The 21,805-nt window shown below is 48.1% G+C and carries 14 protein-coding genes and 4 pseudogenes; 13 read left to right on the plus strand and 5 right to left on the minus strand.

Annotated features, from left to right (window positions below; translation table 11 throughout):
• The first annotated feature begins 212 nt into the window (after positions 1–212).
• Complete coding sequence (locus tag NG795_RS15135) at positions 213–416, plus strand: transposase family protein (protein ID WP_367289493.1); 204 nt, start codon at positions 213–215, stop codon at positions 414–416.
• A gap of 97 nt (positions 417–513) precedes the next feature.
• Here the strand turns inward: NG795_RS15135 and NG795_RS15140 are convergent.
• A pseudogene (locus NG795_RS15140) lies at positions 514–766 on the minus strand (ISAs1 family transposase); the annotation flags it as partial.
• Positions 767–882: 116 nt separating this feature from the next.
• Between NG795_RS15140 and NG795_RS15145 the strand changes: the two are divergent.
• A pseudogene (locus NG795_RS15145) lies at positions 883–2,276 on the plus strand (ISKra4 family transposase).
• A gap of 13 nt (positions 2,277–2,289) precedes the next feature.
• Here the strand turns inward: NG795_RS15145 and NG795_RS15150 are convergent.
• A pseudogene (locus tag NG795_RS15150) lies at positions 2,290–3,119 on the minus strand (ISAs1 family transposase); the annotation flags it as partial.
• Between the two features lie 196 nt (positions 3,120–3,315).
• On the opposite strand from NG795_RS15150, the gene NG795_RS15155 reads away from it, so the two are divergent.
• On the plus strand, positions 3,316–3,564 hold the full coding sequence (locus NG795_RS15155) for a tetratricopeptide repeat protein (RefSeq protein WP_367289494.1): 249 nt from the start codon (positions 3,316–3,318) through the stop codon (positions 3,562–3,564).
• Positions 3,565–3,858: 294 nt separating this feature from the next.
• Positions 3,859–4,041 carry a hypothetical protein gene (locus NG795_RS15160; RefSeq protein ID WP_367289495.1) on the plus strand — a complete coding sequence of 61 codons (183 nt, stop codon included), beginning with the start codon at positions 3,859–3,861 and terminating at the stop codon, positions 4,039–4,041.
• Between the two features lie 8 nt (positions 4,042–4,049).
• Here NG795_RS15160 and NG795_RS15165 read toward each other — a convergent pair whose 3' ends face one another.
• Positions 4,050–5,246: an IS4 family transposase gene (locus tag NG795_RS15165; RefSeq protein WP_367289496.1), complete on the minus strand. Its 1,197-nt coding sequence runs from the start codon at positions 5,244–5,246 to the stop codon at positions 4,050–4,052.
• Between the two features lie 88 nt (positions 5,247–5,334).
• On the opposite strand from NG795_RS15165, the gene NG795_RS15170 reads away from it, so the two are divergent.
• Complete coding sequence (locus tag NG795_RS15170) at positions 5,335–6,267, plus strand: CHAT domain-containing protein (protein WP_367289497.1); 933 nt, start codon at positions 5,335–5,337, stop codon at positions 6,265–6,267.
• Between the two features lie 124 nt (positions 6,268–6,391).
• Here the strand turns inward: NG795_RS15170 and NG795_RS15175 are convergent, their stop codons facing one another.
• Positions 6,392–7,693 (minus strand): ABC transporter substrate-binding protein, encoded by a 1,302-nt coding sequence (locus tag NG795_RS15175; protein WP_367289498.1) that lies wholly within the window; start codon positions 7,691–7,693, stop codon positions 6,392–6,394.
• Positions 7,694–7,970: 277 nt separating this feature from the next.
• Between NG795_RS15175 and pilM the strand changes: the two genes are divergently transcribed.
• From pilM to NG795_RS15210, 7 genes and pseudogenes are all read left to right on the plus strand, one after another.
• Positions 7,971–9,086 carry a type IV pilus assembly protein PilM gene (pilM, locus tag NG795_RS15180; RefSeq protein ID WP_367289499.1) on the plus strand — a complete coding sequence of 372 codons (1,116 nt, stop codon included), beginning with the start codon at positions 7,971–7,973 and terminating at the stop codon, positions 9,084–9,086.
• Position 9,087: 1 nt separating this feature from the next.
• Positions 9,088–9,894, plus strand: a complete 807-nt coding sequence (locus NG795_RS15185) for a PilN domain-containing protein (protein ID WP_367289500.1) — start codon at positions 9,088–9,090, stop codon at positions 9,892–9,894.
• A complete protein-coding gene (locus NG795_RS15190) occupies positions 9,891–10,742 on the plus strand; it encodes a hypothetical protein (protein ID WP_367289501.1) in 852 nt (283 codons plus the stop codon). Before NG795_RS15185 ends, NG795_RS15190 begins: the two co-directional genes overlap by 4 nt.
• Before the next feature lie 252 nt (positions 10,743–10,994).
• Positions 10,995–13,343, plus strand: coding sequence for a secretin GspD/PilQ domain-containing protein (locus tag NG795_RS15195; protein WP_367289502.1), 2,349 nt, complete (start codon positions 10,995–10,997; stop codon positions 13,341–13,343).
• Between the two features lie 434 nt (positions 13,344–13,777).
• Positions 13,778–14,059, plus strand: a pseudogene (locus NG795_RS15200) (HU family DNA-binding protein); the annotation flags it as partial.
• Between the two features lie 23 nt (positions 14,060–14,082).
• Entirely contained in the window at positions 14,083–15,195 is a 1,113-nt protein-coding gene (cobD, locus tag NG795_RS15205; RefSeq protein WP_367289503.1) for a threonine-phosphate decarboxylase CobD, read from the plus strand.
• Positions 15,196–15,213: 18 nt separating this feature from the next.
• Entirely contained in the window at positions 15,214–16,641 is a 1,428-nt protein-coding gene (locus NG795_RS15210; protein ID WP_367289504.1) for a dihydrolipoyl dehydrogenase family protein, read from the plus strand.
• An 81-nt stretch (positions 16,642–16,722) separates the two neighbouring features.
• Here the strand turns inward: NG795_RS15210 and NG795_RS15215 are convergent, their stop codons facing one another.
• A complete protein-coding gene (locus NG795_RS15215) occupies positions 16,723–18,030 on the minus strand; it encodes a hemolysin family protein (protein WP_367289505.1) in 1,308 nt (435 codons plus the stop codon).
• A gap of 271 nt (positions 18,031–18,301) precedes the next feature.
• Here NG795_RS15215 and mfd point away from each other — a divergent pair, with 271 nt between their 5' ends.
• Positions 18,302–21,772, plus strand: coding sequence for a transcription-repair coupling factor (gene mfd, locus NG795_RS15220; RefSeq protein ID WP_367289506.1), 3,471 nt, complete (start codon positions 18,302–18,304; stop codon positions 21,770–21,772).
• The last annotated feature ends 33 nt before the right edge of the window (positions 21,773–21,805 follow it).

A 21,805-nucleotide genomic window follows, 5' to 3' on the forward strand; every position in this document is an offset into this window, starting at 1 on the left:
TAAAGACCTCCAAATTCGGAAACGGGAATAGCCCAAACTCTTCTTTTTTCAACCCGGTTATGCCCTTTTTCTATTTGCAGGGTAAGCGCATCTAATTTGGTATTAAATGTAACAGACCAACAAAAGATGGTGCAGTATTATAGCTGCCCAGTTTGTCCGAGAGATTCTAAAATGACTCTCTTTTATCAGTAGAAAATAGGAATGAATATTCTATGACTAAAGGATTTTCACCCCGGGTCGCAAGCGCTAAACTAAAAACCCTCAAAACCCAGCCTCAACCTATTTCTATGCAAGAACTAGAAGGGGGTTTGTTGAATTATTTTGATGATGTACCTGACCCGAGAGTTGACCGCACTAAACATCACTTACTTAAAGATATTCTAGTGATTGCTTTGTTAGCAATAATAGCAGGGTAAGAGCATCTCAATCAGGCTTGACACAAGGATTTGAGAATAAGCATCATGTACTCCTCACTCATGGCTGCCCGGTTCCTTTTTTGTCTCAAGCTACGGGATAGGGTGGTTTCTTGATTGAGGGCATTAAGGGCCATCCGTCTAAGTACAGCCAAATTTCGAGGACTATTAAACGCTCGGACCCTAGATTTATCTTCTTCAAAAGTTACATCTAAAACCCAATGTTCTTTATTTTCAATGCTCCAATGTTCCCGGATAATAGAACCATGTTTTTGGGCATCTACGGTTAAAAAACTTAGATAAAACTGGACTTCATGAGATCTGCCATTCTGCCATTCGGGCGCATCCAGCAGTTAGGGGAGGGGCCTTCACAGGTTGGAGTGAGGGAGACGACCAGGAAGGGGTAGAATAAAAAGAGGGAATGCGTGCAAACACATTCCCATTTCACTAAAAATTTAAACTTAAGAGTATGATAACACGCCTCGAAGAATTGATAGCTGCTCACATAAACTGTCCAAACCATTGGTCAAAACTAGAAACCGCATCGAGTCTGGGGGCACTCGTGTGGGTAGCATGGGGCATTGGATTAGAATTGGCTAGGTTTTTGGTAGAGCGCGAGTTGACAAGACGCGCCCTCTTACCGACCCAATGGCCTTCTTGTCCACATTGTGGGACTCGTTTGAATAGCAAGGGTTTTCAACCCCGTTCAATGCTAACCCTTGTCGGACAAGTCAAGTGGTCTCGCCGAGTGGGGCGTTGCCCGAAAAAATGTCCGGGTAGTTTAAGAGTACCTCTTGATGAATGCTTCTTAATAAAACCTGACCAAAAAACCTCAGAGGAAGTGGTTAAACTGGGATGTTTATTAGCAATTTTTGTACCGTTTGAAATCACTTCTCATTTACTCGAACAGTTAACGGGCATTAAAGTTTGCGCTCAAACAATAGCCAATTGGGTTACTCAAAAGGGACGGCTGGCAACGTCCAACCTTTCGTTTGAGCTCACGGCTTTTTCCCAAGGAGAAAGCCCAACTCCTGAACAGCTATCGACTAAGGTAGAGTCAATGACTTTAGCTGTGGGGGGGGACGGGGTGATGGTGCCTTTTAGACCCCAGGAAAAAAGTCCGTCGGGAGCTACACAATGGAGAGAAGTAAAAGTCGGGATAATAGCCAGATTAGGAGCGCATTTTACCCGCAAGGGTAAGCCCGCCACCCGGTTACATCACCGTCGTCTAGTCGGCGTTCTCGGAAATATTCATGACCTAGCTCCCCGACTGATGGTAGAAGCTGTGCGCTCTGGACTTGAGGATGCCTCTAAAGTAGCCTGGTTATCTGACGGAGCCGTAGGATTTTGGAATTTATATGAGCAATTTTTGGAGCCGTTAAATGTAGTGGGGGTTTTAGATTTCTATCATGCGGCTGGACATTTATGGTCGGCTGCTGCTGCATATAAAGATGGCCGGACTCGGGCTGAAGAAAAGACTGGTTTAAACATTGGCGGCATGAATTGAGGCATGGCAATTCAATTGGAGTAATCAGTGAGCTAAATAGTCTGGCCAATTCTCCATCTTTAAAAGCTAGTCAACGCCAGAGTATCCGACGAGTACATGATTATTTTAAGGCTCATGAAGAACACATTACTTATCAATCTTTTGAAGAGCAAGGAATACCTAGAGGCTCTGGTATGGTCGAGAGTGCTTGTAAATGGTTGATACAACAGCGCTTTAAAGGGGTGGGTATGCGGTGGAGTAGTCAGGGATTTAATCACCTGTTACATTTGCGTCTGGCCTGGGTAAATAGTCGCTTTGATGACTTGTTTGAAAAAGGGAGTTGTTTTGAGCCTTCTACCTCCTCCCCCAACTCCTAGATGCGCCCCTGCCATTCCACTCGTCTCGAAACCGCTCGACTATAACAATCGTCTGGAGTCCCGCCCATTTGTCTTGATTATAAAGACCTCCAAATTCGGAAACGGGAATAGCCCAAACTCTTCTTTTTTCAACCCGGTTATGCCCTTTTTCTATTTGACGATACTCGGTCATTTTAACCCCAGAAAATTGGCTCTTTACTTGAAATTGAAACCAAGATTTAACTTGATTGTAAAGAGTTGGGTGATTGCTTTTTAAGCAGACTACATAATTAGCTTTTTGATGAACAATCTGTTTAACAATATCCGTTTGAGTTCCCATTGCATCCATCGTAACAATTGCGCCAGTTACGTCGATTAATTCTAACAGGGCTGGGATTGCTGTAATTTCATTGGAATGGCTGTCTACCTTAACTTGGCCGAGGACTCAACGATTTTTTGAAGCCCACGCTGTCACTAAATGTAAATTTTTTTTGCCCTGATTTCGGTCATAAGACCCTCGAAGACTTTTTCCGTCAATCGGAATAACTTGGTCAGCAAATGAGCCTATAAATTTTTGAACCCATTGAGTTAACTTCTTTTCTAAAATTTTGGGGTCGATTTTTTCAAAAACTCTACGAAACGTATCATGATGAGGAATCCCATTTGGTAATTCTAAAAATTGTTTGAGCCAGTTTTTTTACTTATTCCATAATTTTCCATATCTTCCCATCCGTTACCTCCAGCTATTATTGCTAACAAAGCAATCACTAGAATATCTTTAAGTAAGTGATGTTTAGTGCGGTCAACTCTCGGGTCAGGTACATCATCAAAATAATTCAACAAACCCCCTTCTAGTTCTTGCATAGAAATAGGTTGAGGCTGGGTTTTGAGGGTTTTTAGTTTAGCGCTTGCGACCCGGGGTGAAAATCCTTTAGTCATAGAATATTCATTCCTATTTTCTACTGATAAAAGAGAGTCATTTTAGAATCTCTCGGACAAACTGGGCAGCTATAATACTGCACCATCTTTTGTTGGTCTGTTACATTTAATACCAAATTAGATGCGCTTACCCTGCTACAACAGCCAAGAAAACTATCAACTCGCCACAGAATTCTATGAGCCAGCCTTGATGATTCGGTGGGAATTAAACGATAGAGAAGGATTGGGTAATACCCTCCATCACTTAGGATTAGCTTACTATCGGTTGGAACAGTATGACCGGGCAGAAGAATATTTATTCGCCGCCATTGAAGTCGGAGAAAAATTGTATCCCAGCTTAACCGATGACCAAAAAATATCATTATTTTAACAACAATTATATACTTACGACCGGCTACAAAAAGCCCTGATTGCTCAAGATAAAACCGATAAAGCCCTGGAAATTTCAGAACGGAGTCGAGCCAGAGCGTTTGTCGAACTCCTCGCTCAAAAAAACACCGAACCGTTAGAAGAAAACCGGCTATTAGTCCCGCCTCCTACCCTGGAAGAAATTCGCCAAATTGCTGCGTCTCAAAATGCTACCCTAGTCCAATATTCCTGAGTTCGTGGAGATTTTTCTCGGGAAAGCCCAACATTTTTAAAAAATTTAGAACTCTATATTTGGGTGATTAAGCCAACGGGAGAAATCACGTTTCATCGCACTGACCTCCATGATTTATGGCAAGAGCAAGACACTTTGTTAGCTAAAATTGTGGCCAATGCCCGATGTTTTGACAACTGGGTTTGTCGCCAGAATATTACAACGGCTCAACGGAGTGATATTTCGGAAGTTTACCTGAGAGGGTGACAAGACAGCTAGACCAATTGCTGTACAAGGGATAGAGCATTTAGTCCTTGCCGGAAATTCTGAGCTTTATGAGGCTTAAGGGCCATCAATGCTAACATCTCTTCTTGCCAGAAAAGGAGGGACTGGCTCCAAGCATAACCCGATAATCCGAGCCAAAAAATACTATGATGGGGAAAATTATTCGGAGTTTTTTCGCTACGACCGAGGTAAGGTACTAAGTGGTTAGATTTCAACTCATGACCCGAATTAGTCGCTAACCAATAAGCGAAAGTAATCAACAAAACCAAGGCCAAAAATCGGGTTGAATCCACCCGAGTAGATTCCATATTATAGCCGCCACTTTTACAATCTCTAAACATCATTTCGATACCCCATCGCGCTTGATAAAGTTCTTTAACCAGCTTAGGGTTAGAAATCGTAGTTAGTAAATACCACGGTTCTTTCACCTTTTTGCCTCGATGACTTTTTTCCCAATAAACTCCTAGATTGAATCCCTGAATAGGCTCAGATTTTTGAAAGGTTACATCAGTGAAAAAATGGGATTCTCCCGATTTAAATCCTTGGGTTTTTAAAGACTTACCTCTCTGGCATGAAGTGGCTACAAAAGCACTCTTTTTCTGGCGGAATACAACGTCTATACTCCTTACCCTGAGCCAGTCTGCGAGTTTAGCGCTATGAAATTCTCTGTCTCCTATCACTACAACCGGATAAGGTTTTAGAAGGGCCAGCACCGGCCCTAATACCCGTTTCTGTTCCCGGAAAGAGCTACTGCCTAACTTTGGGAGTAGCTCCCAATATATTGGTAAAGCATGATTTCCCCAAATTATCGTGACCATCAGGAGATTACGGTCTCTCCATTGAGTGCGGTCGAGAGCAACCGCTACATAATTTTTGGTTTTAAATCTTAATTTTGAGCGCTTTCTCCGTTGCGCTCTATTTAAATGTTTTTCTCTGAATTCGGATTTTAAAGCGGCCTTGATTATAGGAAACCAGAGCAACTTCGCCGAAAGTTGGGGGAGTTGCAGAAATCGTTGAAGACTTTTGACGCGACTCTTATATTGAATGGGTTGTGGAAAAATATTGGCAAGGGTTGATAATCTGACTTGCCGATAACTTTGAAGCATCAAAACTAAGAGTTCTAAGGTCTGTGTTTGACTCTCGCTCAAATGGATTCGTAATACCTTTTGATATAATGTCTTTAGCATTTTTTGTTAGGGTGGCTCCAAGGGCCACCCGCTTTTTTACGACTTCTCCATTATCTCAAACAACTGCCCTGTCTGGGTTTTACCTCCGTTGTCACCCTCTCAGGAAGTTTACAGTCAACCGATTTCGGAATTTAATCAACAGGCTGCCCGGGGCCAAACGGTTAATCCCTCGCAACGGGGCAATGAGCAAGAGTTGCATCAACTCTATCAATTATTAATTGAACCCATTGCGGATTTATTACCCTCAGACCCCAATGAACGGGTGATTTTTATTCCACAAGATTCATTATTTTTAGTCCCCTTTCCCGCCTTGCCCGATGCCAACGGGAAATATTTGATTGAAAAGCATACAATTCTCACTGCGGCTTCGATTCAAGTCTTAGATTTAACTCGCAGACAGAGACAGCGACTTCCCCAAACTCAGACCGATATCTTGATTGTCGGTAATCCCACCATGCCGATGAGGGGAGAGCAACGACTTTCGCCTCTAGTGGGTGCAGAAACAGAAGCGCAGGCGATCGCCCAACTGCTGAATACAACGCCCTTGATTGGGTCAGAAGCCACCAAAGCCCGGGTAATCGAGAAGATGGCAACCTCCCGAATTATACATCTGGCGACTCACGGCAGTTTCGACCCTGAGCGTGGGATTGGCAGTTGGCTGGCCCTGGCCCCTACCGGGTCCGATGATGGATTTTTGACCGCAGAGGAAATTTTGGACCTCCAACTGAGTGCCGAGTTAGTGGTGCTTTCCGCCTGTGATACGGGACGGGGGAAAATTACTGGGGATGGGGTAATCGGGCTATCTCGGTCGTTTATTTCCGCTGGGGTGTCTAGTATTCTGGTGTCATTATGGAAAGTGGATGATAGAGTGACCGCTTACCTGATGGGTGAGTTCTACCAAAACTGGCAACAGGGGAGTAACAAAGCTCAGGCACTCCGTGAGGCGATGCTGAGGACGATGCAGCAATATCCGGGGGTAGAAAATTGGGCCGCTTTTACCCTGATTGGAGAAGCAGAGTAAGGCGATCGCCCTCGATCCAACCCGAACCTAAAAGAGCAGAGATCGCCATCCCACGATGACAAAATGGGGGGCAGTTCCAAAACTGCCCCCCATCTCAGAGTCCAGGAGATCCGGTACAGTGAGTCTAATTGCGGGCTTCCCACTGCTGGGCCGCATTGGTAACCGCTTGATCCACCGACTGTTGACCCAACATGGCCCCTTGCAAATTATCGTAAATAATCCGTTGCAGTTGCTGGATATCTTCCATCGCCGGGATGAGGGCCTCTGCACTCTTGAGATCCTCAGCACTAATAATTCGGGCGCGATCGATCTGGGGGGCATCAGCGGGCAATACCTGGAAATGACTATCCTGGAGAGCTTGCAGGGTAGAAGGCAAGACGTTGGCATCCTTGGCAAAGCTCAACTGATTCTGATCATTGGTGACAAAGAGGGCAAACTTAACCGCTGCTTCTGGGACATCCGTATCCCGAGGCACCACCAAATTCATGACGGCGGCGGTTTTCTTCCCAGTTTGGCCGGTGATTTGGGGGGCCGCCGCAGAGACAGCAGCAATACTCGGGGCATTTTCGGCGATCGTCTTGAAAAATTGGGGTCCGGAACCGAGGATGGCAATTTCTCCCGCTTGATACAGTTGGACCGCTTGACGATGCCCTTGGGTGAGGACTTCCCGAGGCAACAGACCCTTTTCATAGAGGTCTACCCAATATTGAAAAGCGGCGCGTCCTTCTGGAGTATTAAAAGCAGCTTTGCCTTGCTCATCCACCAGTTGCATTCCCATTTGGACCATCGATTCGAGGACCTCCGAGGAATCCCCGGGAACAAATGTCACGAATAGGGCATATTTGCCGGTTCTGTCGCGAATTTGTTGGGCCACCTGTGCTAATTCAGCATAAGTGCTGGGAGGTTGGTCAATGCCCGCTTCGTTGAAGAGTTGGGTATTATAAATAGAAATTCGGGTGGTCAGATACCAAGGAATACCAAAGCTTGTGCCATTTAAGGTACTCGCTTTCCAGATATTGGGAAGATACTGCTGGCGAATCTCATTTGGGATCTGATCATCCAGAGTGAGCCACGCATTGCGACTGGCAAGAAGCGTGGCAAAATTAGGATTCAGGTTGACCACATCCGGGGCAGTTTTGGCGGAAACGGCGGCCAAAATCTTGCTTTCCATCGCGGACCAAGGCACATCAACCCAACGCACTTTGATTTCGGGATTTTCTGATTCAAATGTAGCGATTAAACTGTTGAAATAGTCCGTAAACTGGGGCTGGAGTTGCATTGTCCAAAATTCAACTTCCGCAGTCCCCGAGGCGGGTTGGCTCGAATTGGAGCCAGTACCGGGAGTGCAGGCGATCGCCCAACTCAGCAACAAACCCGACAAGACAAAGAGTCCAAAGCGTTTCCAACGGTTGATTCTTACTCTCATAACCTAATTAACATTATGACCCAGAGGGTCGGGTGAGATAACGAGCATCAAGGGAATTTGACCCAGGCAAAGCCTGCTGATCGTAACGTAAATTGGTTAGATTATGAATACTGTATCCCCCTCGGGGACTGTTTTGCGAGACTCCCAGTTAGGGAGAGCCTGGGGCGGTTTGGTGTCTGGGCGGCCAGGGTAAGATTAGGGAGAAGCACTGCCTGCTGTCTACACTGGTTTTGATGACTTTCAACTCACCACCTTGAATTTAATATGGGACAAAACCGTGGTTAATTTCTTTAAAAAATTCCTGTCTAAAGGATCCAATGGAATTGGACTGGAAATTGCTCCAGAACGACTCAATATCGTGCAACTGCGTCAACAGGGTGCCTCCTATCAACTAGAAACTTATGCTACGGCGGAAGTCCCCGAAGGCGTTGTGCAAGAAGGGTTGATTGCGGACCCCCCGGAGATGGCTCAACTGATCCAAGAAACCCTCGCCGAACACAATTTAACAAATATCAAGCGGGTCGCTACGGCTGTACCGGCGCGGGAAGGGGTAATTCGGATTATTCCCGTTCCCAAAGAACTGAATGATTTGGAATTGCGGGAGTACATGAACCAAGAGGCGGGACTCTATTTGCCCTTTCCCCGAGAAGAGGCGGATGTGGACTTCCAAAAGTTAGGGGAGTTCATGGATGAGGATGGCATCGAAAAGGTCCAGGTGCTGCTCGTGGCCACTCGCAAGGAAGTGACGGATACTTATATTAGTACCTTTCAAGAAGCGGGTTTAGGGATAGAAATTCTGGAGATTTCGAGTTTTGCCCTGTTACGGACGATTCGAGAACAACTGCTCCAGTTACCGCCAGAAGAGGCGGTGGTGCTGACAGATATTCAGTTTGATAGTACCGAAATTGCGATCGTGGTGGATGGGATTCCCCAGTTTTCTCGAACCATCCCGATCGGGACCTATCAGGTGCAAACGGCCCTATCCCAAGCGATGAATTTACCCCCTTCTCGCAATACGGATATGTTGCAGGGGATGACCATTCCGGCTAACCCAACAGAAAGTACGGGGTCAGGTACAATGGGGGGAGGAAGTAGCCCGGGGACACAGGCTATTATTAAAGTGTTTTCCGAGTTAGGGGACGAACTGCGGCGCTCAATTGATTTTTATATGAATCAGAGCGAAGGATTGGAGGTCGGACAGCTCCTGCTGGCAGGACCGGGCGCATCGATTGGAGGGTTGGATGACTTTTTCAATCAGCGATTAAGTTTATTAAGCATAGTAGTGGATCCAGTGGAGAATTTAGCCCTGGAAGTAGACGAAGAAAAAATGCCCCTAATGCAGCGCCCAGGATTGGGAGTTGTGCTGGGGTTAGCCATGCGGGAGGCCAAATGAAATGTATAGTCTAGAAATTAATTTTCTCAACGATCGCGCTGATTATAAGCCCCCAGTTGTGAAAAAAGCGCCCGGTGCAACTTCCAGGCAACAAACGACAATGTTGATTGGGGGAATGGCTGCCGGAATATCGGCGATCGCCGTAGTCATGGGGGGCTGGTTTGTGGTGAATAACCAAAACACCGAACTCAAGGGACAGTTGGCTAACCTGGAAAGTCAATCCGGGAGTTTGGGTGCTCAAGTTCAAGAGGTTGAAGCCATCAATGCTGAAATTCAGCAGTTGAATACCCAAATTACATTTTTTGCCAATATTTTCAATACTTCAGTCAAGCCGATGTCAGCGCTGTTACAAGAACTGCGCGATCGCCTCCCGCCCGGGGTCCAAGTGGCTAATCTCAACCATACAATCGAACAAACGCCTCCAGAAGAAATTCAAGCCTCCTCACCCTGGACGAAAGTCAAACAAAAGATTCAGATCCGGGGATATGCCAAAACCTTTGATGATGTCAATGATTTTGTGCTCACCCTGAAGCGATCGCCCTTCTTTAATGAGAGTCAAACCCAGTTAATCGATGCCACCCTGGTAGACAATCCGGTGGCGGTGGAATGCGACCCTAGTTTCCAGGGTCAACAAGTCACCTGTCCCCCGACAGACTTTCAACTGCCCAAAGTTGTCGAATATAACATTAATGCCACGGTGAGCAACGTTCTGGCTTCAGAAATTCTCGCTGATCTCCAGCGAACTCGGGCAGAAGGACTGACCACTCGCATCAATTCACTCGAACAACAGGGGGTAATTCAACGATGACCGTCAGCGAACAGTTTATGGCAATGGAGGCAGCCCGGGCTGAGGCGGCTCCACCGCCAGGAAGTTATAAAATTGGTAGCTTTGTCCTCACCCCACAAATTCAAGGGATTTTAATTGCCGTCCTTGGGTTGGGACTCGCCGGATTTGCAGGCTTTAAGATGCTGTTGCCTGCGATGGAAGAGCAGACGAACTTAAAGGCGCAAATTGCAGCAAAAGAAGCCGAAATCGCAACTCAACAATCAAAAATCCGCCAAAGAGACGAGGCCAGAGCAAATTTAGCCACAACCAAACAACAAAAGGAAAATGTCTTAGCCTTATTTGCTCAAGGGGCGACCTTAGAAACCTTGCTGTTGGACATTAACCAAATTGTTCGGCAAAGTGGGGGAAATTTAGAATCCTTCAAGCCCTTAGAAACCAGCCCGAATGACTGGATTTTTACCGAAGGCACCGCCACAGCTGCAGGGGCAGCAGCTCCTCCCCCGGCTGACCCAGCCGCCGCTGCTGCTGCCGCCCCTACGCCTTCCTTAACGCTGTCCCAAGCCGTGGAAGGGAAGACAATGGAGCTGGCAATGGCCGGAAGCTATCAGCAAACCCTAGATACCTTGCGACGGCTGGAACGGTTACAACAGATGGTTGTATTTGGTGAATTTACCAGTACATTGGGTGAAGGCAGTCAGAGGATTTTTGTCGATCCAGATGGTAAAATTACCGAACAGTCACCCGCAAATCTCGAAACCAATTTTAATTTGATAGCGGTGATGCCGTTACCACCAGAGCAGCTCGAAAATTTAGCAGCCCCACCGCCCCCACCCGCGGCGGCGGCAGGAGAACAACCACCGGCTCAATAAGGCTGAAAATGGCGATCGCAGTTACAGGAGTTTCAGAACATAAAGGTCACGGCAGCGGAAAGCAGGGTCGGGCGATCGCAACCCATTTCCATACAGCCGTGTCCCTTTACAAAAATTTAAAGTCAAAATCCGGATAGGGGAGTATGAATGAATCAAACCTATCCGTTTTTTGACAGTTAGGGATTGAAGGGCTATATAAGACTTTAATCGCAGTTTAATCAGAGTGGACTTTTTTTAAGGGAGGAGGGAACGGTGAAACAGCCTCATGCACTCGGGTGCTTATTCGGAGCTAGTGCGATCGTGATTATGGCCAGCGCCCCAGCAATGGCAGTCACTCAAATCACAGGAGTGAACGTCAGTACCAGCGGTGGCGGAGTCCAGGTAATTTTGGATACCCAGGGGGGCGATCGGCCCCAAGTCTTTACCGTCAACCGAGGTACAGACGTTATTGCAGATATTATCAATACTCAACTCAGCCTACCCGGGGGGCAGAGTTTCCGTCAAAATAACCCAGCACCAGGGATTACCTCCATCGTCGTCACCCCCCTCGATGCCAATAGCGTCCGGGTGATCGTCAGTGGCAGCAGCAGCGCCCCAGAGGTCGCCATCAACCAAGCCGATGCGTCTGGAATTAACCTTGGCTTCAATACCGGAGGGGGCGTTGCCGCCTTACCTAATGTCAGCCCTTCCACCCCTCCTCCACCTCCTGGCATGACGCCACCCCCGGGCATCCCATCGAGTCCAGACGTACTCGTGCCAAATCCGCAAATCACCATTGAGGGTGGCCCTGCTCCGATTGCCAGACCCAACCAGGCATCAGCACCCCCTTTTCAGCCGCGAGCGGTTGCCCCACCCTTAGGGGATATTGCCGTTGGCAACGTTGATTCTTCTGCCTCCATCATTACTTTAGGAACAACTGAAGTCATTCCCCGGCTGGTCCTACGGGATGCACCTGTGCGAGATGTATTGGCACTTTTAGCGCGATCGGCAGGTTTTAACCTAGCCTATAGTCCACCCCCGCGTAATGAAGGGGGTCAAGCGCAGAACGTAGAAGACGATGGGGGACCTAAAATTTCCCTAGATATTGAAAACGAGCCGATTGAAAATATCTTCAACTATATCCTCCGCCTAGGAGGACTTGAAGCAAACCGAGTCGCCGACACCATTTTTGTAGGAGTTCGACTGCCAGATTCGGCTCGCAACGTAGTTATTCGGACATTAAGGCTTAATCAAGTTAGCGCGCTAGATGCAGCTAACTTTCTTGTTGCACAAGGGGCAGAAAGACAAGAGATTGCAAGCCAAGTTCAGGTACAGACATTTTCCCAGGGAGAGGGTCTACCTCCGCGTTTGATAGAAACAGTAGACAACGATTTTCAACGATTAGCGCCTGAGCTACCAGAGCAAGAAGGAATACTGGGGCCAAATAGATTGGGCGCTCCCTACCTGCTGAATGGGATATTGGTGACCATAGACACGCGGATGAATTCCGTCACTCTCATTGGGGAACCTCGGAAAATTGAAATTGCTAGTGCTTTAATCAGTCAAATCGATCTTCGTCAGCGTCAAGTGGCAGTGAATGTCAAGATTATTGACGTCAACTTAGCTAATGTCGATAACTTTAGCAGTAGCTTTTCTTTTGGCATTAATGATAGTTTCTTTGTCAATGATGCAGGAGCAGCAGCCGTTAACTTTGGTGGAGTGAATCCCCCCAGCCGTACTACTCTGACCGCAAGTCCTTTAGTTCCTCCGGTTATTACTAATCCCGCTGGGGCAGATGTCCAGTTCGATCGCAACCAACTCATTCAAGTTCCCCTCACGGGTCCACGAGGAGCAGAGGGACTCTTTCTGCGTCCCATTCCTGGAATTAGTAGCGATCCTCTGAGGGTAAACATTTCAGAGTACGAGGGGTTTGAAGTCGATCCGACAACGGGGGTTATTACAGCCGGTGAGGCTACTTTTAGTCTGCCTACCTTGTTCCAATACCCGAAACGATTTTTGTCCCTACTCCAGGCGCAGATTCAGAGTCGGAATGCGAAAATTTTGACGGATCCGACCCTGGTCATTCAACAGGGAGAAAGCGCTCAGGTTAACTTGACTCAGGATGTTCTTCAAAGTGTTACCATTCAAACTCAAGATACGGTTGCAGGACCCCGAGAAACCAGAAGCCCTACATTGATCCCGGTGGGTTTAACACTGGCGATCGCCGTTGAAAATATTGATGACAATGGATTCATCACGGTGCAGCTCAATCCTGAAGTGAGCTCACCTGTGGGTCAAGAAACGACAGGTGACGGAGGATTTGTCACCCTGGTACAGCGCCGCAGCCTCTCTTCTGGACGGTTGCGCCTGCGGGATGGGCAGACTTTAATCATTTCCGGCATCATTCAGGACCAAGACCGAACCACGGTAAGCAAAGTCCCAATTTTAGGGGATTTACCTCTGATTGGTTCGTTGTTCAGAAGCACGAACCGGCAAAATGAACGGGCTGAGGTGATTGTCCTGGTGACGCCTCAGATTCTGGATGATTCGGATAATGCTGGCTTTGGTTATGGGTATTCCCCTGGGCAGGAGGTCCAACAAATGCTGAATCAAAATCGGTAATTTTTTGGGGTGAGCTCACCCTACTCCGGGCTTCTATTCCTTTAGATTTATTTTTTGGGGAGACTTCCCAAAGGAGAATCGAGAATTAATAAAACCTCCTGTTAAATAAAAAACAGGCGGTTTTATTGTTTAAAGGAGCTTAAGCAATTCCACTGTAGCTACGATTGTACAATTTTTTAGGACAACTCTTTGATGGATCCATTGGTGGAACCCTTGGGGACAATGAAAAAAAAATCCTCAAATCTATATAAATTAAAGGTTTCACCGATCCATATTGGGTTGACACCCTTTAGAATAATGCAGTGAAAAGTCGAATCAGTGGGAGTTTCAGCGATTTATTTCTGCTTTCTCCCTTAAACTATTGGGGGACCTCCTAAATTGCCCTGGCAATTGAGGTCCCTTGGATTCACTCAAATTAACCTGTACGGAGTAACAAAATGAACAAAGGTGAACTCGTCGATGTTGTAGCTGAGAAGGCTAACGTCACTAAAAAACAAGCAGATGCGGTCCTGACTGCGGCCCTCGATGCCATTATCGAAGCGGTCTCCTCTGGGGATAAAGTCACCCTGGTGGGATTTGGCTCGTTTGAAGCTCGTGAGCGCAAAGCGCGTGAAGGTCGCAACCCCAAAACCGGCGACAAAATGGAAATTCCGGCAACCAAGGTCCCTGCCTTCTCTGCTGGTAAGTTCTTTAAAGAAAAAGTGGCTCCTAAGTAAGGGAGTCACATCCCGATCGCCCTTTGAATCAGCCAAAGCATGGGGGGAATTTAGCCTGGGCAGCAACTCTGGCAGGCTGTCCCCCTTCCTCTATCCTGGATTTCTCCGCCAGCATTAGTCCGTTGGGGCCGCCCCCATCGGTCAATGCGGCTATTCACAGCCACTTGGGCGAACTGCGAAACTACCCTGACCCCAGCTACTATTCCTTGCGATCGCAGTTGGGTCAGGCTTGCAGTCTTCCTCCTGAGTGGATCCTGCCCGGTAATGGGGCGGCAGAGTTGTTAACCTGGGCAGGATACTCACTCTCGACCCTGCCTACTACGTTTCTGTTAACCCCCGCCTTTGGCGATTACCGTCGGTGTCTGCAAACTTTTGGCGCAACGGTGGTGGATTGTCCCCTTTTGGGAGATGAGGAAGGGGAATTCCTGGGGGTGGGTGAAGCAACAGCTAAAACCCCCTCGGGATTAGACTGCCTCATTCCTAAATTGCAGCAGCAGAAAGCCCCAGGCGGTCTGTTGCTGAATAATCCGCACAATCCCACGGGTCAACTATTTTCAAAAACCGAAATTCTGCCCTATCTGGAGCATTTTGCCCTGGTGGTGGTGGATGAAGCCTTTATGGATTTTCTCCCCCCCGAGGACCAGGAAAGTTTGATAACGGTGGTCCAGGATTACCCCAATTTAGTGATTCTGCGATCGCTGACTAAGTTTTACTCTATGCCTGGACTCCGCCTGGGTTATGCGATCGCCCATCCCGACTGCCTCCAACAGTGGCAACAGTGGCGCGACCCTTGGCCGGTCAATATCCTAGCGGCAGCAGTTGGGGAAGCGGTGGTCCAGGATATAGCCTTTCAGCAACAAACTTGGGCCTGGTTGCCGACGGCGCGATCGCAACTGTTTGACGGGTTAGCCGGAATACCCGGATTGCAGCCCCTGCCTTCAGCGGCGAATTTCTTACTGGTGCGATCGCAGCATTCCTGTTCCCAACTGCAACAGGACCTACTCACCCGTCACCGCATCCTAATCCGGGACTGCCTCAGCTTTCCCGAACTCGGCGACGCCTATTTTCGGGTGGCGGTGCGTCTCCCGGAAGAAAACCAGCGCCTAATTGCCGCCTTAACCGATATTTTGTCTTAGATTGGGGAATCGAACACCGTGACCTTGGATTACGATTTAGTCGTTATTGGCGGCACTCGCCCGGGAATAGAAGCGGCCATTACTGCCGCCAAACTGCAAGCGCGAGTGGCCCTGGTCCAACCGCCTCAACAGGCCGTCAATGCCCCTCCGTTTTATGAGGGGACAGGGCCCTTACAAACAGCGGAGTTATTTGATTCCCCTTCGATTCTCTGGGGTGCGCCATTTCCCAAGGACCTCTCGGAACTGGCCCGCGCCCTGGCGCAGTCAACCCAGGCCCTGGCATCCTTGGGGGAAGAACGGTCCCCGGCAGTTCTCGCTTCTCTCGGCATTGATGTGATTGCAGAGGCGGGAGAGTTTATTTGCATACCACAACTTACCCTAGATGTCAAGACTAGACGCCTAATTTCTCGCCATTATTTATTAGCCCCCAGTTTTCGGTCAGCGATTCCTGACATTCCGGGACTGGCAACCACGGGATACCTGACCCGGGAAACCTTCCATCACTTCACCCAAGGAACCCTCCCGAATAGCATTGCAATTATTGGCAGCGACCCCAATGGCATTGAACTGGCACAAATCCTAGTTCGGTTGGGAATTGCCATCACTCTGATCACTTCTGCACCCCAGATTTTGCCGAAAGAAGACCCCGAGGCGGCACAATTGATTCAGGCACAACTGGAAGCAGACGGCATTCTTGTCTTGACGGATTCCCCAGTTATGGCAGTTAAATCGAGTCAAGGGAAAAAGATTGTTCAGACTGAAAACCGGGCGATCGCCTGCGATGAAATTTTTATTGCCTGTGGTTTCCAGTCGAATATTGACGGATTAAACCTAGAAAACGTAGGCGTGAAATTCTACCGGACCCCCCTAGGTCAAAGGGTGCAACTTAACGCTAAATTACAAACAACTAACCCGCGCATTTATGGCTGTGGTAACCTAGCAGGGGGCTATCCGCTGGTTAATGTAGCCCGACATGAAGCTGAAATCGCGGTTAAAAATGCCTTATTTTTCTCCCGTCATCGCGTTAATTATGGGGGCATTCCCTGGGCGTTTCAGACTTATCCTGAAATTGCCCGAGTCGGACTGACTGAACCCCAGGCGAAAGCTCGCTATGATGATGTGATTGTTTTGAGGCAATATTTTAAAGGCATTGCCGGGGGTCGATTGCAGCAAGAAACCACGGGTTTTTGTAAGGTATTAGTCCGGAAAAAGGGAGAGATTTTGGGCGCGCATATTTTAGGACCGGGAGCATCGGAACTGATTCACAGTTTTGCTTTAGGGATGCAAAATAACTTGAAGGTAGAGGCGATCGCTACTTTACCCCATATTTGGCCCAGTCTGTCGGAGATTAATCAACAAACGGCCCAACTCTGGCAGGAGGGACGGTTCAAGCAAAATACGTTCTGGCAAAACCTTCTTGATATTTGGTTTAATTGGCGGAGATAATTCCCTAAATTCACTTCACCTGGGTTCCGCTTCCCTGGGTAAGGGGAACTCAGGTGAAGGTTAGCTCATCGGGAGAGAATTTTAGAGAGTCCCCTGTACCGGCATGACTAATATTTTATCAACGCGATTTCCATCCATATCCATGACTTCAAATCGAAATCCCGCCCATTCAAAATGGTCCGCTGCCATCGGAATCCGTCCCAAATGGGTGATGACGAAACCTCCCAAGGTGTGATAGTTTCCTTGTTGTTCTCCGGGTAACTCTTGCAAATTAAAAACTTCCCGGAATTTTTCAATAGAGACCATGCCATCTAATAACCAAGACCCATCCTCGCGCTGGACAATTTGCAAGTCATCCGGTTGATTCATGGAGGGCAAATCCCCAACGATCGCCTCTAAAATATCGTTCAAGGTCACCAATCCCTGAAGCACTCCATATTCATCGACGGCTAAGGCAATATGAGTGCCGGTTTGCTTGAATAACTCTAAGACTTTGAGGGCTTTGGTATGTTCAGGAACGAACAAAGGTTGCCGCAAAGCATCGGTGAGGTCAATGGGTTGGGAGAGCAGAGAACGGGCTAATAAATCATTAATCTGAATCACCCCCAAGACATTATCCAACACATTTTGACAGACCGGAAAACGGGTGTGGGTACTGCTAATAATCTTGTGGCGGTTCTCTTCTATTGAGTCATCTAAATTCAGCCAAATTACGTCGGGGCGGGGGGTCATTAATGAACTCACGCGCCGTTCATCTAAGCGAAACACGCGCTCAACCATCGCCTGTTCTTCTTGCTCAAATGTACCGGCTTCCGTGCCTTGTTCGAGTAAAATTTTAATTTCTTCTTCGATGACTTGAGGTTCGTTCGAGGGTTGAGTTCTCAACAGTCGCAACACCAAATCTGTAGAAGCACTCAACAAATGAACCACGGGTGCGCCAATTTTGCCTAACAAGCGCATGGGAATTGCAATGCGGGTGGCAATTCGTTCGGGATTGTTTAAAGCAAGGCGTTTGGGGACCAGTTCTCCTAAAATTAGAGACAGGTAAGTAATGCTAACCACCACAATTAAGAGGGCAACGGCCCCTTTATAAGGCACCGTCACCGGAAGACGATCTAACTGAACTACCACGTTCTCGGCAATGGTGGCACCGCCAAAGGCCCCAGCGAAGATTCCCACTAACGTGATCCCAATTTGTACCGTGGAGAGGAAGCGATTGGGGGAATTTGCCAATTCTAAGGCTACTCTGGCCTTAATGTCTCCCTGATTCGCCCATTGTTGCAGTCGGGCCTTCCTTGCCGAAACGAGGGCAATTTCAGACATGGCAAATATCCCGTTGATGAGAATCAGGAGTAAAATGATGAGAATTTCCAGGGTAAAAGAATTCATTGTGATGTGGAATTTGCCTCGGGTTTCGGCGAATATGGCCATCGCCCCTGATCATGGGGGCGATCGCCACAGTGAACATCAGCATTTATTGCCAGATTTTATGTAAGTTAACATTTCTCGGCAATAGCAGAATCATCCCCACCCTAGAAATTGTGATCCTAAATTTCTCCGTCTGGGGTGAGTGCACAGTTGGTCCCCTGGCTTCTAAAATAAATAGAGGAAAAAATCCGGGGATTTTTTTCAACCCAAGCTATCGCATTTGTGACAAGTCATGGCCTGTTCTTCCATCATCCGCACCTTGGGGCGATCGCCGTTAGCGACCGAACTCCTCACGAAACTCGATCGGCATCACCACATCGAACTCAACGGCATCTCCCGCTTCCCAAAAGGATTGGTCGTCTCGGCGATCGCTCAAAAACGGGACCAGAGTTTATTGGTCGTCACCGCCACCCTGGAAGAAGCAGGGCGATGGGCCGCCCAACTCGAAGCAATGGGGTGGCCTACGGTGCATTTTTACCCCACCTCCGAAGCATCTCCCTATGAACTCTTTGACCCGGAAGAAGAAACTACCTGGGGGCAAATGCAGGTCCTCGCAGATTTAGTCCGAGGAGAAAACAATCTCGCCATTGTCACCACAGAACGGGCGCTACAACCCCATTTACCCCCGGTCAATCAGTTTAAACCCTACTGCCTCACCCTCACCGCCAAAAGCGAGTGGAACTCCAAAACTCTGGATGAACAACTGGCGCGCATGGGATATGAACGTGTGGCCCTTGTGGAAACTGAGGGCCAATGGAGTCGCCGAGGGGATATTGTGGATATTTTTCCCGTTTCTGCCGAACTTCCGGTCCGCCTAGACTGGTTTGGGGACGAACTGGAGAACATCCGAGAATTTGACCCCTCCACCCAACGTTCCCTGGATAAAATTCCCCAACTGGTCCTGACTCCCACCTCCTTCAGTCCCCTGATTCAGGCCCATCTACCGGAGGCATTGAGAACCACAGGCACTCCTATCCCTGATGATTTAGGACTGGAAGACTCCGCCGAAATCCCCTCGGTGCAACGGTTTCTCGGGGTGGCCTTTGAGCAACCCGCTTCCTTGCTGGACTATTTGTCCCCGGATACTATTGTGGCGATTGATGAACCCGATCGCTGTGGTGCACATGGCGATCGCTGGGCGGAACAAGTGGAAGAACATTTCCGAACCCTCCCCTCGAAACCGATTCCCCTGTCTCGGGTGCACCGCAACTTTAGCGAATCTCTTGCCACCGCAGAAACTTTTGACCGCATTTCCCTTTCAGAACTCGACATCCCTCGTAAAAAAGACGGTCCTAATATTAGCTTTGATTTAGATAGTCGCCCAGTTCCGGTGTTGCCGCATCAGTTCGCTAAACTTGCCGAATTGTTAAGAGAAGAACGCGATCGCAGGTTTAATGTCTTTTTAATTTCCGCGCAACCGAGTCGATCGGTCTCTCTGTTGCAAGAACATGACTGTCCCGCCCAATTTATTCCGAATCATCGGGATTACCGGGCGATCGAAAAGCTGCAAGTCCAACATATTCCCGTTGCCCTGAAATATAGTGGACTCGCCGAACTTGAGGGGTTTATTTTGTCCGCTTTTAGAATCGTGATTATCACCGATCGCGAATTTTATGGACAACATACCCTCGCTACCCCCACCTACGTTCGGAAACGTCGGCGCGCCGCTTCTAAACAAGTAGACCCCAATAAACTGCGTCAAGGGGATTTTGTCGTCCATCGCCATCATGGAATCGGCCAATTTATCAAACTAGAAAAACTCCAAAACCGGGAATATTTAGTTGTTAAATATAGCGATGGACTGCTGCGAGTTCCTGTAGACCAACTGGAATCCCTCTCCCGCTTCCGGACGACTGGGGGGAAAAGACCGGAACTCAATAAACTCACCAGCAAATCCTGGGAAAATACCCGCAACAAAGTCCGCAAAGCAGTGAAGAAACTGGCGGTGGATTTGTTGAATTTATATGCCAAGCGATCGGATCAACAAGGGTTTGCTTATCCGCCGGATATGCCTTGGCAGCAAGAGTTAGAAGATTCCTTTTCCTATCAACCGACACCGGATCAGTTGAAGGCGACTCATGATGTGAAGCGGGATATGGAAAGTGAGCGCCCGATGGACCGCTTAGTCTGTGGGGATGTGGGATTTGGTAAAACCGAAGTAGCAATCCGGGCCATTTTTAAAGCGATTACCGCCGGAAAACAGGTAGCATTGTTGGCCCCGACCACAATTTTAACCCAACAACATTATCACACCATTAAAGAACGATTTGCTCCCTATCCGATTCAAATTGGATTACTCAATCGGTTCCGCAGTCAAGCAGAACGCCAAGATATTCAAAATCGCCTCGCTACGGGGGAATTGGATTTAGTCGTGGGAACTCATTCGGTTCTGAGTAAATCGATTCAGTTCCGAGATTTAGGACTGTTAGTGGTAGATGAAGAACAACGGTTTGGGGTGAATCAGAAGGAAAAAATCAAGGCATTGAAAACCCAAGTGGATGTGCTGACATTAACTGCTACGCCCATTCCTCGTACATTGTATATGTCTTTATCCGGTGTGCGAGAGATGAGTTTGATTGCCACCCCTCCGCCCTCCCGTCGCCCGATTCAGACTCACTTGGCCCCTTATGACTTAGAAACCGCGCGATCGGCCATTCGCCAAGAGTTGGACCGAGGGGGACAAGTGTTTTATGTGGTGCCTCGGGTGGAAGGCATTGAGGAAGTGGGGGCGGCATTGCAACAGATGGTTCCTAGTGCCAGAGTGGCGATCGCTCACGGTCAAATGAACCCCTCAGAATTAGAAGCAATTACGATTGCCTTTAGTTCGGGGGAAGCGGATATTTTAGTCTGTACCACCATTATCGAATCAGGATTAGATATTCCTCGGGTAAATACGATTTTAATTGAAGATGCTCACCGCTTCGGATTGTCCCAATTGTATCAATTACGGGGACGAGTGGGACGGTCTGGAATTCAAGCTCATGCTTGGTTATTTTACCCCAAAAGTGGCCGATTAACTGATGAAGCGCGCAAACGATTAAGGGCGATTAAAGAGTTTGCTCAATTAGGGTCAGGATACCAACTCGCCATGCGAGATATGGAGATACGCGGCGTGGGTAACCTATTAGGTGCAGAACAGTCCGGTCAATTGGATGCGATCGGGTTTGACCTCTATATGGAAATGTTAGAAGAGGCCATCCGAGAGATTCGCGGCCAAGAAATTCCGACGGTAGAAGAGACACAAATCGACCTCACCTTAACCGCGTTTATTCCTGGGGATTACATCGTGGATTTGGACCAAAAGATGAGTGCTTATCGGTCGGTAGCATTAGCAACCTCCGAGAAAGAACTGGCAGAAATCGAAGCGGATTGGCGCGATCGCTACGGACCGATTCCCAAACCCGTCAATCAACTCATGCAAGTCATGAAACTAAAACAAATCGCCAAACCTTTAGGATTCTCCCGAATCAAACCGGAGGGAACTCAAAACATTGTTTTAGAAACCCCAATGGAGGAACCCGCCTGGAACTTACTCGCCCAAAATCTACCCTCCAATGTACAAGAAAAGTTTGTTTATAGACCGGGCAAAGTCACCGTTCGCGGCATTGGCATCATGCGCGCCGAGTATCAATTAGAAACTTTAATTGATTGGTTAGGACGGATGCAAGGCGCGCTACCGGAAGCGGCCATTTCGCAGGGGTAATTCGTTCAACACTGGCGGTTCAAAACCGGCGGG

It is taken from the genome of Laspinema palackyanum D2c (assembly GCF_025370875.1).
Lineage (GTDB): Bacteria > Cyanobacteriota > Cyanobacteriia > Cyanobacteriales > Laspinemataceae > Laspinema > Laspinema palackyanum.

Bases quoted from the DNA above. Each gene is read 5' to 3' on its own strand.
- NG795_RS15135 (WP_367289493.1), top strand. From the start codon at position 213: ATGACTAAAGGATTTTCACCCCGGGTCGCAAGCGCTAAACTAAAAACC.
- NG795_RS15155 (WP_367289494.1), top strand. From the start codon at position 3,316: ATGCGCTTACCCTGCTACAACAGCCAAGAAAACTATCAACTCGCCACA.
- NG795_RS15165 (WP_367289496.1), bottom strand. From the start codon at position 5,246: ATGCTAAAGACATTATATCAAAAGGTATTACGAATCCATTTGAGCGAG.
- NG795_RS15175 (WP_367289498.1), bottom strand. From the start codon at position 7,693: ATGAGAGTAAGAATCAACCGTTGGAAACGCTTTGGACTCTTTGTCTTG.
- NG795_RS15185 (WP_367289500.1), top strand. From the start codon at position 9,088: ATGTATAGTCTAGAAATTAATTTTCTCAACGATCGCGCTGATTATAAG.
- NG795_RS15190 (WP_367289501.1), top strand. From the start codon at position 9,891: ATGACCGTCAGCGAACAGTTTATGGCAATGGAGGCAGCCCGGGCTGAG.
- NG795_RS15215 (WP_367289505.1), bottom strand. From the start codon at position 18,030: ATGAATTCTTTTACCCTGGAAATTCTCATCATTTTACTCCTGATTCTC.
- mfd (WP_367289506.1), top strand. From the start codon at position 18,302: ATGGCCTGTTCTTCCATCATCCGCACCTTGGGGCGATCGCCGTTAGCG.